This is a genomic window from Frigoribacterium sp. CFBP 8759 (assembly GCF_014841655.1).
Classification (GTDB): Bacteria; Actinomycetota; Actinomycetes; order Actinomycetales; family Microbacteriaceae; genus Frigoribacterium.
The window spans coordinates 474729-489594 of sequence record NZ_JACYUH010000001.1 but is presented as its reverse complement, the minus strand read 5'-3'; the positions used below and the strand labels follow the sequence as shown (position 1 = coordinate 489594).

Here is a 14866-nt window from a genome sequence, read left to right as displayed (position 1 = left end):
GAGGGGGAGGAGGGCGGTGTCGGGCGGACGGGGCGGCGGTGCCGCGTCGGCGTGGGGGAGGGCACGACGGTCACACCGGAGCCGGCCGCGACAGCTGCGTGTTGACTCGCGCGACGAACCGACGCATGCCGTCGGCCGCGTCGTCCTTGGCGAGGATCACGGACTGGATCGAGTCGAGGAAGTACGTCTGGAAGTCCGAGCCCGAGCCGGTGAACCAGGCGGGCGGGTCGTAGTTCAGGTAGTCCGCCGCCTCGGCGTAGTTCGCCTGCGGTCGCAGCTCGGCGTACTCGGGGCTCTCGACGATCGGCAGGTAGGCCGGGATGTGCCCGGCCGCGGCCCAGGAGATGGAGTCCTTCAGGATGGTCGAGACCATCTTGTAGGCGTCCTCGCGCTTGACGTCGTCGACCTCGCTCTGCCTCGGCAGCACGAACGCGTGCGAGTCGGCGTAGACGGCCGGCGTGCCGAAGAGCGTCGGGATGATGCTGCCGTCGAACGGGATGCCCGCGTTCTCGGCGCTCGGAACCTCCCACACGCCGGTGAAGAGCATGCCGCTCTCGCCGCTGACGAACTCGGCGATGCCCGACTGGATGTCGCTGGCCGTGGCCATCGCCGTGCCGTCCGTGAGCTGCTGCATGAACTGGAGCGCGGTGACGGCGGCCTGCTCGTCGTACTCGACCGTGCCGCCTTCCTTCAGCACCATGTCGGCGCCCTGCTGCTTGTAGAACGTGTAGAACATGCGCCACAGCTGCGCGCCGTCGTTGAGGTAGCCCCACGAGGCGCCGTGCTTGCCGGTCACCTGCTGCATGGCGTTCGCGACCTCGAGGAACTGCTCGGGGCTGGTGATCTCGACGAGCTTGCCGTCGGGGCCGAGGGCACCCGCCTGGGCGGCGATGTCGGTGTTGTACAACAGGATGAACGGGTGCGAGTCGAGGGCGACCGAGTAGAGGTCGCCGCCGTTGAAGCCCTTCTTCCACACGGCCTCGGCGAAGTCCTCTTCGCGGACGCCGTACGACGCGAGCTTCTCGACGTCCCACGGGTCGAGCAGGCCGCCGGGGGCGTAGCCGGGCACGCGCGAGGCGTGCATGATCGCGACGTCCGGCGCGCGACCGCCGGCCGAGGCCATGGCGAGCTTCGTGTAGTACGGCGTGCCCCAGGCGAGCACGGTCTGCGTCGCGTGGAACCCCGGGTTCTGCTCGTTGGCCTGGTCGATCAGCGCCGACATCTTGATGCCGTCACCGCCGCTGAGCAGGTGCCAGAACTTCAGCTGCGCGACGTCCGTGCCCGAGCCGGTGACCGCCCCGGGCGCACAGCCCGAGAGGCCCGTGGCGACGAACGCCCCGCCGACGAGGGCGGCGGAGCCGAGCAACATGCTGCGGCGGCTGAGGCCGCGGGGGGTGGCGGTGCCGGCGGTGGTGCCCGGACGCGGTGCCGGGGTCGTCCGATGGTTCTCGGTCATCTTCACTCCTTCGTGATGCGTGACGAAAGCGACTATTCCATCGTTGTAACGGATGCGCAAGAGGTTTCCGGCACACCATCAGGACAGGGCCACAGCGCCAGGCTCTCTTCTGGCGTCATGCCCCTCTCGTGGTGTCAGGCGCGGCCGCGGGTGCTGGCGCGCACGACGATCTCGTGGGGGACGATCACGAGTTCGGCCGCGCCCTGCCGGTCGGCGATGCGGGCCGCGAGCAGTTCGAGGGTGCGGTCGACGAAGAGGCGCTTGTCGAAGGTGACGGTCGTCAGCGGCGGCACGGAGAACCTCCCGTCGACGATGTCGTCGAAACCGGCGACCGCGACGTCGTCGGGGACCCGCAGGCCCGCCGACGTCAGCGCGCTGACGGCGCCGATGGCGAGCGAGTCGGTGAAGCAGAAGATCGCGTCGGGCCGGTCGCCGCGCTCGACGGCCGCCCGGACGACCGAGAAGGCGTCGGCCGAGGTCCACTCCGGGCACGAGTACTGCAGGGCGTGGTCGAGGGGCAGCCCGGCCTCGGCCATGGCCTGCTCGAAGCCGCGGGTGCGGGCGCGGGCCGTGGCCGTGTCGAACTCGCCGGCCGAGTCGCCGAGGGTCGCGATGCGGCGGTGTCCGGCGGCGATCAGGTGGGCCGTCATGTCGCGGGCCGCGGCGACGCTGTCGACCCGCACCTGGTCGACGAGGGTCTGCTCGACCTCTCCGATGACGACCACGGGCGGCAGCGAGTCGGTGGCCCCCGAGCCGGAGCCGGAGCCGGAGCCGGTGCCGGAGCCGCTGCCGGCGGACGACAGGGCGCTGGCGTCGAGCGTGATCGGGTTGAGGACGAGGCCGTCGACGAGGTGTTCCTTGCCGCGCGAGAGCAGCTCGCCCTCGCGTTCGGGCCGCGAGCCGGTCTGCTCGAGCTGGATCGACCAGCCGCGCTCGTGCGCCTGCTCGACGAACCAGTGCGTCATCTCGGCGCTGTACGGGGTGCTCAGGTCGGGGAACGCCAGGGCGATCGACCCGGTGCGCCCGGTGCGCAGGCCACGCGCGCTGAGGTTCGGCACGTAGTCGAGTTCGGCCAGTGCGCTCTCGACCCGGGTGCGGGTGTCGGGCCGGACGAAGACGACGCCGTTGATCACGTTGGAGACGGTCTTCGGCGACACCCCGGCGAGTGCCGCCACGTCCTTCACCGTCGCGCGCATGCGTTCAGGCTAGTGGCGGCAGGCGCTCAGGCGGAGGCGAGCACCTTGACGATGCGTTGCAGCGAGACGCTCTCGCTCGGCCGCAGGTCTTGTGCGAACAGGCTGAGGCGGAACTCCTCGATCATCCACCGGGCGCGGACGAGTGCAGGAGGCGCGGTGTCGGCGGGCGGGAACGTCCCGCCCGCGGCCTCGTACCGCTCGGTCGCCTGCTGCACCTCGCTGAGCCAGACGCGGTCCCGCCCGGGGTTCTCGAGCAGTTTCGCCGTGCGCTTCGTGATGCCCACGAGGTACACCGGCACGCGCTGGAGCTGCTGGAGCCCGGTCTGCGACACGAAGCCCGGACGGATCAGGCGATCCCGCTGCTGCCGCATGTCGGTCAGCGCCGCGAGCAGGGTCATCGAGGTCGCACCCTTCAGGGCCTTGTCGGCGTCGCGGGCGGCGGTCAGCGTACGGGCGACGAGCGAGACGGTCTGGAACATCTGGTCCATCACGGCCCCCGAGACCCGGTCGCGGGTCGAGAGGAACTCCTTCTTCGTCATGACCATGCCGTCGGGCTTGACGCGGAACAGCACGTCGTCGACGACGGCCACGAGGCAGTCCGCGAAGAGCGCCGACGTGTTCTGGTACGGGCTCGTCGCGAGGATGAGCTTCTCGGCGCTGGTCAGGTGCTGCTGCACGTAGGCCACGGGCGACGGGGTCGCGAGCATCAGCAGGCGCCGCACGCCCTTCGGCGTCGCGAGGGCCTGGTCGGCGGGCGTCGCCATCAACGTGATCGAGACCGAGTCGCCGTGGTCGACCAACGCCGGGTAGGCCCGGATCACGGTGTCGCCGTGGCGGGTGTCGACGACCGCGGGGAGCTCGTCGAAGTCCCACGACGTCAGGCCCTCGCGCTCGATCGAGCTCGTGGGGCGAGGCGTGACGGGCGTGGCGTCGCCCCCCGCGCCTCCTCGTCCGCGACCCCGGCCACGGCCGCGCTCGTCGCGCCCGCCGCCCTGCGTGACGCGCGCGACGCTGTCGCGCGTGGCGTCGCGCAGCCGGTGCTGGAGCGCGTCGAGATCTTTGTCGGCCCCGACCGTGCGGCCCCGCTCGTCGACCACGGCGTACGTGACCCGCAGGTGCGCGGGCACGCGGTGCAGGTCGAAGTCGTCGGTCGAGACGGGCGTGTAGGTGAGCTTCTTGATCGCCGCGGCCACGGTCGCCGTGAACGGCTCGTCGACGTCGGCCGGTGGTGCGTCGGGCAGCTCGTCCGTGATCTTCGACGCCCAGTCGGCGGCGGGCACCACGTTCTTGCGGATCTGCTTCGGCAGCGACTTGATGAGCGACGTGACGAGCTCGTCGCGCAACCCCGGCACCTGCCAGTCGAAGCCGACCGGACGGAGGCGCGGCAGCAGCGGCAGCGGAACGATCACGGTCACGCCGTCGTCGTCGGCCCCCGGCTCGAACTTGTAGCGCAGGGTCAACGTCTGGTCGCCCTGCTGCCACGTGCTCGGGAAACCCTGTTCGTCGACGTCGGGTTCGTCGTCCCCGAGCAGGTCGGCGGCGGTCATGGTGAGCAGGTCGGGCGTGTCGACCTTGGCCCTGCGCCACCAGCCCTCGAAGTCGCGCATGCTCGCGACGTCGGCCGGGATGCGCCGCTGGAAGAACTCGAACGCGGCGTCGCCGTCGACCAGGATGTCGCGGCGGCGCGTGCGCTCTTCGACCTCGGTCAGCTCGCGGATGAGCTGCCGGTTCTTCTGCTCGAAGGCCTGGTGCCCCTCCCAGTCGCCCTCGACGAGCGCGTGCCGGATGAACAGCTCGCGGGCGTAGGCCGGGTCGATGCGCGAGAACTGGATGCGTCGTCGCTCGACGATCGGCACCCCGTAGAGCGTGACGCGCTCGTAGGCGACGACGGCGCCCTGCTTCTTCTCCCAGTGGGGTTCGCCGTAGCTGCGCTTGACCAGGTCGGGCGCCAGCGGTTCGGCCCACGCCGGGTCGATCGAGCCGGCGACGCGGGCGAACAGGCGACTGGTCTCGACGAGTTCGGCCGTCATCACGGCCGCCGGCGGCTTCTTCGCGAGGCTGCTGCCCGGGAAGATCAGGAACCTCGTCTGGCGGGCGCCGACGAAGTCCTTCTTCTGCGGGTCGAACAGCCCGATCTGGCTGAGCAGGCCGGCCAGCAGGCTGCGGTGGACGCCGTCGGGGTTCGCGCTGCGCTCGCCGATGTGCAGGCCGAGGGGCCTGGCCGCGCGGCTGAGCTGGCGGTAGACGTCCTGCCACTCGCGGATGCGCAGGTAGTTGAGGAACTCGTCGCGGCACAGACGCTTGAAGGCGTTGCCGCTGAGCTCCTTCTGCTTGTCCTCGAGGTACTCGAACAGGTTGAGCAGCGTGAGGAAGTCGCCCTTGGGGTCGCGGAAGCGCGAGTGCTTCTCGTCGGCCTGGGCACGCCGCTCGAGGGGCCGCTCGCGCGGGTCCTGGATGCTCAGGGCCGAGACGATGGCGAGCACCTCGCGCGTCGTGCCCTGGGTCTTGGACTCGACGACCATGCGGGCGAGGCGCGGATCGATCGGCAGTCGCGTGAGCTGCTTGCCGACCCGGGTGATCTGGCCGCCCTGGGTGACGGCGCCGAGCTCGCGCAGCAAGTCGAGTCCGTCCTTGATGCCGCGCGAGTCGGGCGGCTGGAGGAAGGGGAAGGCGGCGATGTCGCCGAGGTTCAGGGAGATCATCTGCAGGATGACCGCGGCGAGGTTGGTCCGCAGGATCTCGGGCTCGGTGAACTCGGGGCGCTTCTCGAAGTCGGTCTCGCTGTAGAGGCGGATCGCGATGCCGCTGCTCGTGCGACCGGAGCGGCCCGACCGCTGGTTGGCGCTCGCCTGCGAGATGGCCTCGATCGGCAGGCGCTGCACCTTGGCCCGGGTCGAGTAGCGGCTGATGCGGGCCGTGCCGGCGTCGATCACGTACTTGATGCCGGGCACGGTGAGGCTGGTCTCGGCGACGTTGGTCGCGAGGACGATGCGTCGCCGGGTGCCCGCGGTCGTGCTGGGCTGGAAGACCCGGTGCTGGTCGGCGGCGCTCAACCGGCCGTACAGCGGCAGCACCTCGGTGAACGGCAGGTTGCGGCCGCGGATGCTCTCCTCGGCGTCACGGATCTCGTTCTCTCCGCTGAGGAAGACGAGGACGTCGCCGCTCGACTCGCGGGCGAGTTCGTCGAGGGCCTCGTTGATGCCCTGCAGGTAGTCCTTGTCGTCGGCGCGTTGCCTGCGGTCGCCGGCCCGCGCCTCCTGACGGTCGCCCTGGCGACCCGCGGGGCGGTCGTCGTCGTCGAGGTCGCCGTCGTCGTCGCTCGTGGTGTCGTCGGCGACGAGCGGTCGGTAACGGACCTCGACCGGGTAGGTGCGACCCGAGACCTCGACGATGGGCGCGTCGCCGAAGTGCTTCGAGAACGACTCGGGATCGATCGTGGCGCTCGTGATGATGAGCTTGAGGTCGGGGCGGCGGGGCAGCAGCTGCTTGAGGTACCCGAGCAGGAAGTCGATGGTCAGGCTGCGCTCGTGGGCCTCGTCGATGATGATCGTGTCGTAGCGCTCGAGCTCGCGGTCGAAGTGGATCTCGTTCAGCAGGATGCCGTCGGTCATCAGCTTGATCTGCGTGTCGGCACCGACCTTGTCGGTGAACCGCACCTGGTAGCCGACCACGCCGCCGACCTCGTCGCCGAGTTCTTCGGCGATGCGCTCGCTGATGGTGCGGGCCGCGATGCGGCGCGGCTGGGTGTGGCCGATCTTGGTCCGGCCGAGCTCGAGGCAGATCTTGGGCAGCTGGGTCGTCTTGCCCGAACCGGTGGCGCCCGCGACGATGACGACCTGGTTGTCACGGATCGCCGCGGCGATGTCGTCGCGCCTCTGGCTGACCGGCAGCTCGGCGGGATACGTGATGGTGGGGATCATGAGCCCTCCATCGTAAGCCGCCCGGGGCCGGACCGGGCGACGGGTGGCGCGTCGTAGGATCGCGGCAGACCGCACGTCAACGGAGACGGAGAGACACCATGTCATCAGCACCCAGCCCCCGAGGCCACGCCACCGCGTCGGTCGCGGCCATCCTCGCCGAGTCGGCCGGCCGGTACCCCGACGACGTCGCCGTCATCGTCGGGCCCACCTCGACCACCTACGCCGAGCTCTGGCAGCAGACCCTGGCCTACGCCGGGGCCCTCCGCGCCCGGGGCGTCGGCCCCGGGGACCGGGTCGCCATGCTCGTCCCGAACGTCGCGGACTTCCCCCGCGTCTACTACGCGACGCTCGCGCTCGGCGCGGTCGCCGTGCCGGTCCACGCCCTCCTCAAGCGACACGAGATCGAGTACGTGCTGCGCGACAGCGGCTCCCGCCTGCTCGTCTGCGCCGCACCGCTGCTCGGTGAAGGAGGCGCGGGAGCGCAGCTCGCGGGGGTCGACGTCCTGACCGTGCTCGCGCCTCCTGCCGGCCAGGAGGACGACGGGCCCGACCGCCTCGAGGACCTCGCCGCGGCCGCCGCACCCCTCGACACCTACGTGCCCCGCGACCCGTTCGACACCGCCACGATCCTCTACACGAGCGGCACCACGGGCCAGCCCAAGGGGGCCGAAGGGTCTCACCTCGCCCTGATCGAGCAGGTCAACACCAACCTGATGACGACGTTCGACATGCATCGCGGCGACGTGCTGCTCGGGGCCCTGCCGCTGTTCCACACCTTCGGACAGACCTGCACGATGAACACCGGGTTCCGGGTCGGCGCGACGATCGTCATGCTGCCGAAGTTCGACGGCGACGCCGCGCTCGCCGCGATGGTCGAGCACGGCTGCGAGGTGTTCATGGGCGTGCCCACGATGTACATGGCCCTGATCGCCGCGGCCACCCGCAGCGAGGCGCGCCCACCGCTGCGCTACGCCGTCTCGGGCGGGGCGTCGCTGCCGCTCGCGGTGCTCGAGAAGTTCCAGCAGGTGTACGACGCCCCGATCCACGAGGGCTACGGGCTGACCGAGACCTCGCCCGTCGCCACCTTCAACCACGTCGGGGTGCCACCGCGGCCCGGCACCATCGGCACGCCGATCTGGGGCGTCGACGTCGAGATCGCCGACCAGCACGTCGAGGACTCGATCGTGCTGCTGCCGCACGGCGAGATCGGCGAACTCGTCATCCGTGGGCACAACCTCATGAACGGCTACCTCGACCGGCCCGAGGACACCGCGAAGGCGATCGTCGACGGCTGGTTCCGCACGGGCGACCTCGGCACGAAGGACGACGACGGCTACCTGACGATCGTCGACCGCACGAAGGACATGATCATCCGCAACGGCTACAACGTGTACCCGCGGCAGGTCGAGGAGGTCCTCGCGCAGCACCCCGACGTCACGATGGCGGCCGTCTTCGGCGTGGCGCACGAACTCCACGGGCAGGAGATCGAGGCGGCCGTCGTCCTCCGTGACGGGGCCACGGCCACCCCCGACGAGTTGGTCGCCTTCGTCGCCGACGAGATCGCGGCCTACAAGTACCCCCGCGTGGTCCACGTCCTCGACGCCTTGCCGCTCGGCCCCAGCGGCAAGGTCCTCAAGCGCGAACTCGTGGACCGGTTCTCGGCCGCCGTCACCGGGGTCGGCGAGGGAGCCGCGGCGCCCCGCTGACCGGGTCGCGAGGGCACCCCCCGGACGGGGATCACCAGGACGGGGGCTGCCCGGACGGGGGCTGCCGGGCGGACGATCGGGCTCCTAGCCTCACAGCAGAACCTCAGCCCGATCTGACAGGACCCCCGTGAACCCTTCCATGTCCCGAGTCCTCGGCGTCACCGCCGCCGTGGGCGGCCTCGTCGCCCTGAGCCTGGCAGGCGTCACCGCGGCGACCGCCGAACCCGCCACCGGTTCCTTCACCGGGTCCGACGCCTCCGCGGCGGCGGCCCCCGCCCTCGACCGCTACCAGGGCGCCGACCGTTTCGCGACGGCCGCCGACATCGCCGGCCGGGCCTACCCGGACGGTGCCGGCACGGTCATCATCGCGAACGGCGTGCAGTTCCCCGACGCGCTGAGCGCCGCTCCGGCCGCCGCGCTGATCGAGGCGCCGCTCCTGCTGACGGCTCCGAACGCCCTCCCGTCGTCGGTGGCCGACCGCCTCGTCGCCCTCAAGCCGCGGAACGTGGTCGTCATCGGTGGCGTCAACGCCGTGTCGCCCGCCGTCGCCACCCAGATCGGCAAGATCACCGGGGCGACGGTCGAGCGCGTCCAGGGCGCCGACCGTTACGCGACCTCGCGGGCCGTCGTCGACGCGTTCTTCGCCGAGACCGGCGTCTACCGCGCCTTCGTCACCTCGGGCCTGAACTTCCCCGACGCCGTCAGCGCCAGTGCCGCCGCCGGTGCCGGCAGCACCGACTCGACCGGTGCGCCGGACGCGGTCGTGCTCGTCCCCGGGACCGCCGACGGGGTCGACCAGCCCACGTCGGACCTGTTCGAATCGCTCGGCGTCGAGTCCGTCGCCGTCGTGGGTGGCCCCGCGGTCATCTCGGACGGCATCGTCTCCGATCTCGACGCGCAGTTCCCGGGCGAGGTCGCCCTGCTGGCCGGCCAGGACCGCTACGAGACCTCGGCCTTCGTGTCGTTCTTCGCCTTCAGCGACGCGACGGGCGACGTCCCCCGCACGGACGACTCGGGCACCGTGTACCTCGCCTCCGGGCAGAACTTCCCGGACGCCCTCGCGATCGCCGCGGTCGCCGGTGCCGAGAAGTCGCCCGTGCTCCTCACCGCGCCCGGCTGCACGAACTACTACGCCGAGGACCTCATCGCGGGCCTCGCGTCCGAGAAGGTCGTCACGATCGGTGGCACGGCCGCCGTCTCCGAGAACGCGGCCGCGTTGAACTACTGCCCGGGCCCGCCGCGCACCTGACCCGCGCCGTCGGTACCCTCGCACGATGATCGCCATCGTGCTCGCCGCGCTCCTCTGGGGCACGACGGGCACGGTGGCGTCTTCTCTTCCCGGCGACGTCGGCCCGCTCGCCACGGGCGCCGCGACGATGTGCGTCGGCGGTCTGCTGCTGGCGCTCACGGCCCCCCGCGCCACGCGCGCCGCCCTGCGAGGTGGCCCGGCGGCGTGGCGCTGGCTCGTGCCGGGGGCACTGGGCGTCGTGGTCTACCCGCTGGCGTTCTACTCGTCCATGTCGCTCGCCGGCGTCGCCGTGGGCAACGTGGTCTCGCTCGGGACGGCGCCCGTCTTCGCGGCGCTGCTCGAACGCCTGCTCGACCCGCCCGGCCGGCGGCGTCCCCTCGAGCCCCGCTGGGTGGCGAGTGCGGCACTGGCCGTCGTGGGCGTCGGAGTGCTCGCGGCGACCGGGCAGCACGGTCAGGCGGGCACGGCGGCGTCCCCCGGGTGGGCCCCGCTCGGCATCGCACTGGGCGTCCTCGCGGGTCTCGCCTACGCGACGTACACCTACACCGCGGCTCGGCTCATGGCCGAGGGTCACCCGTCGCGCGGGGCCGTGTCGGCCCAGTTCGGCCTCGGTGCGGTGCTCCTGCTGCCGGTGTTGCTGGCGACCGGGGCTCCGTTGCTGCAGTCGGGCGCCTCCGTGGGGGCGACGGCCTACCTCGCCGTCGGGCCGATGTTCGTCGCCTACCTCCTCTTCGGCCACGGCCTGCGCACGGTGTCGAGTTCTCGGGCGACGACCGTGACGTTGCTCGAACCGTTCGTCGCGACCCTGCTGGCGGTGCTCGTGGTGGGCGAGCGGCTCGAGCCGCCGGGCTGGATCGGCCTCGCCCTCGTGCTGGCGGGTGTCGTCTCGATCGTGCTGACGAGACCCGTCCGCCCCTCCCGTCCCGAGGCGCCCGCCACCTAGAGTGGAGCCTCGACGATCGTGTCGCGGCCCCGTCCCGGCACGACCGGCCCGCTCCGGCGGGCCCGCCTCATCACGAAGGAGTGACATGAGCGACACCATCACCGCACCCGCCCCGGCCGCCTCCGACGGTCCCGAGATCCACAAGGGCCTGGCCGGCGTCACGGTCGACCGGACGGCGGTCTCGAAGGTCGACGCGGCCAGCAACTCGCTGCTCTACCGCGGCTACCCGGTGCAGCAGCTCGCCGCCGAGCGGGACGTCGAGGACGTCGCCTGGCTGCTGCTGCACGGCGACCTGCCGACCGTCGACGAGCGACGCGACTTCGACGCCGAGCTGCGCTCGCACCGCACGCTGGCCCCCGGGCTGCAGCACCTCATCGACCTGATCCCCACCTCGGCGCACCCCATGGACGTCGTCCGCACCGCGGTGAGCGCCATCGGCGCCGCCCGGCCCGAACCCACGACGGGTGCGGGCGCCTACGACGTCGCCGACACGCGTCGACTCGCCACGCACCTCTTCGCCGTGCTGCCCGCCGTGATCGCCTACGACCAGCGGCGCCGCCACGACCTGCCGCCGGTTCCGCCGCGGGACGACCTCGGCTACAGCGCCGACTTCCTGCACCAGGTGTTCGACCGCGAGCCCGACCCGCTCGACGTGGACGCGTTCGACACCTCGATGACGCTCTACGCCGAGCACTCGTTCAACGCCTCCACCTTCACGGCCCGGGTCGTCGCCTCGACGCTGTCCGACCTGCACTCCTCGATCGTCGGCGCGATCGGGGCGCTCAAGGGCCCGCTGCACGGCGGCGCCAACGAGGCCGCGCTCGAGCTGCTCGACCGGGTCGGCCCCGCCGACGGGGCCGTGGCCTGGCTCGACGAGGCGTTCGCGCGCAAGGAGAAGATCATGGGATTCGGGCACCGGGTCTACAAGAACGGCGACAGCCGGGTTCCCACGATGGAGGACGCCCTCGGCCGTCTGGTCGACCGGGCCCGCGAGCGGGGCGACGACCGGGTCGACGGGCTCAAGGAGACCTACGACGTCGTCGCCGCGACGGTGTTCGAGCGCAAGGGCCTGAAGCCCAACGTCGACTACCCGTCCGGGCTGGCGTACCACCTGATGGGGTTCGAGACGCCGGTCTTCACGCCGCTGTTCGTCGCGTCGCGGGTCCTCGGCTGGAGCGCCCACGTCATCGAGCAGCGCGAGGCCAACTCGCTCATCCGCCCCTTGAGCGAGTACGACGGCGCACCCCTGAGGGACGTCCCCGCGCGCTGACGCCTACCGTGGCCCGCATGCCGAACCAGCTGCGAGACGCCGTCAGCCCCTACCTCAGGTCGCACGCCGACAACCCCGTCGAGTGGCGTGCCTGGGGGACGGGGCCGTTCGCCGAGGCCGTCGAGCGGGACGTGCCCGTGATGGTGTCGATCGGCTACTCGACCTGCCACTGGTGCCACGTGATGGCGCGCGAGAGCTTCTCCGACCCCGAGGTCGCTGCCCAGCTCTCGGCGGGCTTCGTCTCGGTCAAGGTCGACCGCGAGGAGCACCCCGACGTCGACTCCAGCTACCTGGCCGCCGCCTCGGCCTTCACCGAGGGGCTCGGCTGGCCGCTGACCGTCTTCGTCACGCCCGAGGGTCGGCCGTTCTACGCCGGCACGTACTTCCCGCCGGTGCCCGTGCAGGGTCGGCCGTCGTTCCGACAGGTGCTCGACGCCGTCACCGACGCCTGGACCACCAGGCGGTCCGAGGTCGACGCGACCGCGTCGGCGGTGCAGGAGGCGCTGGCTGCGGGGCCCGCGTCGGTCACCGGCACCGCGCCTCCTGGTCCCGGTGCCGGGGTCGCCCTGCCGGGACGGCCCGAGCTCGCCCACGCCGTCGCCCGGCTCGTCGCCCACGAGGACCGCGAGCACGGCGGCTTCGGCGGGGCCCCGAAGTTCCCGACGGCGCCGGCCCAGCTGGCGCTGCTCGCCCTCGGCGCGGGAGGGGACGACGGCGCGCTCGAACTCGTGTCGCGGACGCTCGCCCGCATGGCCGCGTCGCCGCTGCGCGACCCGGTCGAGGGCGGGTTCTTCCGGTACGCGGTCCGACGCGACTGGTCAGAACCCCACTACGAGCGCATGCTATACGACAACGCCCAGCTGCTGCTGGCCTACTCGCGGCTCTCGGTGCTCGACCCGGCCCCGGCCCCGGGCCCCGCGCCGACGTCGGCAACTCAGGAGATCGGCTCGGATCCGGCCCGGGTCGCCGCCGGGGTCGCCGATTTCCTGAGTTCCCGACTGCGCACGGCCGACGGGGCCTTCGGCTCGGCGCAGGACAGCGAGAGCACGATCGACGGCGTCCGTGACGAGGGCGGCTACTACCGGAGGGACGCCGCGGGCCGCGCGGCCCTCGACCCGCCGCCCGTCGACGACAAGGTGCTCACCGGCTGGAACGGCCTCGCGATCGCGGCGCTCGCCGAGGCGGGGTCACGGCACGGCCGCCCCGACTGGGTGCGCACCGCCCGCGGCGCGGCCGACCTGCTGCTCTCGCGTCACGTGACCGACGATGGTCGTCTGCTGCGCGCCTCCGTCGGGTCGACCGTGTCGGACGCCGTGGCGACCCTCGAGGACCACGGCCTGTTCGCGTCCGGCCTGCTGGCCCTCGCGCTCGCGACGGGCGAGGCCCGGTACGCCGTCGCCGCGCGGTCGTTCGTCGACGCCTGCCTGCTCGACGACGCCGACCCGCGGGTCGTCGCGGCCCCGTCGGGTGGCGACCCCGTGCTGGTCTCGCAGGGCGTGGCCCTGTCGAGCGACCCGAGCGAGGGTGCCTACCCGTCGGGACGCAGTGCGGTCGCGGCGGCCGCGCTCACCCTCCACCAGCTCACCGGGGAGGCGCGCTACCGGTCGGTGGCCGGACGGCTCGTCGCCGAGGTGGCCGGTTCGGCCCTCGACAACCCGCTCGCGTACGGTGCCGCCTTCGGGCTGCTCGTCGAGCTCGAGGCCCCGCTGACGCAGCTGGTCGTGGTCGAGCCGTCCCCGGTGGACCGCGCTGACGACGGCCTCGCCCGCCGGGCACGCCGCGTCGTCCGCCCGGGCAGCGTCGTCGCCGTGTTGGACGAGGAGGCGCTGGTCGCCTTCGAGCACGCGGGCTTCGAGCTGTTCGCGGGTCGCTCGGCCCCCGGGCGCGTCCCCACCGCGTACCTCTGCCGCGACTTCGTCTGCCGACTGCCGGTCACGACCGTGGACGACCTCGACGGACTGCTGCTCGAGGAGTGACGACACGACCGCGTCGGTCGCCCAGGCACCGGCGACGCACCGGGTAGGGGCACCCGCCCGGCGAGGCACCGGGTAGGGGCGCCGGGCGGGGGCGCCCGGCGGGTGAACCGTCCGGGGCGCCGGGCGGGGGCGTCAGGCGGCGGCGGGCACGAGCGGTGCGGTCGGGTCGGCGACCCACTCGGCGAGCGAACCGTCGTACACCGCGACGTCCGAGCGGCCGAGGACGGCGAAGGCGAGGGCGTCGACGCTGGCCGACACCCCCGAGGCGCAGTAGACGACCGTGCGCGGTTCGTCGGGCACGACGGCGAGGCGGTCGCGGAGGACCGGGTCGCGGGCGAGCGTGCCGTCGTCGGCGAGGAGCGTCTCGGCCGGCACGTTGACGCTGCCGGGGATGTGCCCGGCACGGGTGAGCGGGCTCGACGTGCCGTCGAACTCGACGCGGGGCGAACCGGAGACGAGCGCCGCTCTCTCGTCGCCCGCCACCACGGACTCGACGAAGGCCTTGTCGACCCAGTGGTCGGGACGTTCGGTCGCGACGAACGGGGCGGGCGTCGGCAGGACGTCGCCGAGGTCGTACGGCTTGCCCTGCGCGAGCCACTGCGACCACCCGCCGTCGAGCACCGCCACGGCGTCGTGCCCGTAGGCGCGGAACAGCCACCACAGGCGGGACGCCCAGCGGCCGTCGACCGTGTCGTACACGACGACCGTGCTGTCGTTCGAGACGCCCAGCGCGGCCGCCGCGGCCTGGAAGCGGTCCACCCCGGGCCGGGTGAAGGGCAGGTCGGAGCCGGGGTCGCTGAAGTCGACGAGCAGGTCGGCGAGGACCGCCCCGGGGACGTGACCGTCTCGCTCGAACCCGTCGCGGCCCGTGGTGAGGGCCGCCGGGCCGACGCCGCGACCCGGGCCGACGCCGCGACCCGGATCGACGTCGAGGTCGACGTCGAGATCGAGATCGACGAGCACCGTCGCGTCGACGACCGTCAGGTCGTCGGCGCCGAGGTGGTCGGCCAACCACTGTGTCGAGACGACGGGTGAGGTGAGGACGGGTGCCATGCGGGCCACGGTAACGCCGACCGGTGACATCGGACCCTGAGTCCGCAATGAAGCGTCACAACGTGTGCGCCGCGACGAACGGGGAAACCGCGACCCG

9 protein-coding genes are annotated in these 14866 nt (G+C 72.4%); 5 read left to right on the top strand and 4 right to left on the bottom strand.

Going from position 1 to position 14866, the window contains the following annotated elements:
- Positions 1 to 70: 70 nt before the first annotated feature.
- The 3 genes from IFT79_RS02270 to hrpA form a co-directional block, all read right to left on the bottom strand.
- A complete protein-coding gene (locus tag IFT79_RS02270) occupies positions 71 to 1456 on the bottom strand; it encodes an extracellular solute-binding protein (RefSeq protein ID WP_082460619.1) in 1386 nt (461 codons plus the stop codon).
- A gap of 134 nt (positions 1457 to 1590) precedes the next feature.
- Positions 1591 to 2652 (bottom strand): LacI family DNA-binding transcriptional regulator, encoded by a 1062-nt coding sequence (locus IFT79_RS02265; protein WP_056048930.1) that lies wholly within the window; start codon positions 2650 to 2652, stop codon positions 1591 to 1593.
- A 26-nt stretch (positions 2653 to 2678) separates the two neighbouring features.
- Positions 2679 to 6572 (bottom strand): ATP-dependent RNA helicase HrpA, encoded by a 3894-nt coding sequence (hrpA, locus tag IFT79_RS02260; protein WP_192122802.1) that lies wholly within the window; start codon positions 6570 to 6572, stop codon positions 2679 to 2681.
- Positions 6573 to 6670: 98 nt separating this feature from the next.
- Between hrpA and IFT79_RS02255 the strand changes: the two genes are divergently transcribed.
- The 5 genes from IFT79_RS02255 (at position 6671) to IFT79_RS02235 (ending at position 13716) form a co-directional block, all read left to right on the top strand.
- Positions 6671 to 8278 carry a long-chain-fatty-acid--CoA ligase gene (locus tag IFT79_RS02255; protein WP_159827232.1) on the top strand — a complete coding sequence of 536 codons (1608 nt, stop codon included), beginning with the start codon at positions 6671 to 6673 and terminating at the stop codon, positions 8276 to 8278.
- Between the two features lie 139 nt (positions 8279 to 8417).
- On the top strand, positions 8418 to 9527 hold the full coding sequence (locus IFT79_RS02250; RefSeq protein WP_192122801.1) for a cell wall-binding repeat-containing protein: 1110 nt from the start codon (positions 8418 to 8420) through the stop codon (positions 9525 to 9527).
- A 25-nt stretch (positions 9528 to 9552) separates the two neighbouring features.
- Positions 9553 to 10470, top strand: a complete 918-nt coding sequence (locus tag IFT79_RS02245; RefSeq protein WP_192122800.1) for a DMT family transporter — start codon at positions 9553 to 9555, stop codon at positions 10468 to 10470.
- Positions 10471 to 10555: 85 nt separating this feature from the next.
- On the top strand, positions 10556 to 11740 hold the full coding sequence (locus IFT79_RS02240) for a bifunctional 2-methylcitrate synthase/citrate synthase (RefSeq protein ID WP_056048917.1): 1185 nt from the start codon (positions 10556 to 10558) through the stop codon (positions 11738 to 11740).
- A 17-nt stretch (positions 11741 to 11757) separates the two neighbouring features.
- Positions 11758 to 13716: a thioredoxin domain-containing protein gene (locus IFT79_RS02235; protein ID WP_192122799.1), complete on the top strand. Its 1959-nt coding sequence runs from the start codon at positions 11758 to 11760 to the stop codon at positions 13714 to 13716.
- 132 nt (positions 13717 to 13848) lie between these two features.
- Here IFT79_RS02235 and IFT79_RS02230 read toward each other — a convergent pair whose 3' ends face one another.
- Positions 13849 to 14769, bottom strand: coding sequence for a sulfurtransferase (locus IFT79_RS02230; RefSeq protein WP_192122798.1), 921 nt, complete (start codon positions 14767 to 14769; stop codon positions 13849 to 13851).
- Positions 14770 to 14866 lie beyond the last annotated feature (97 nt).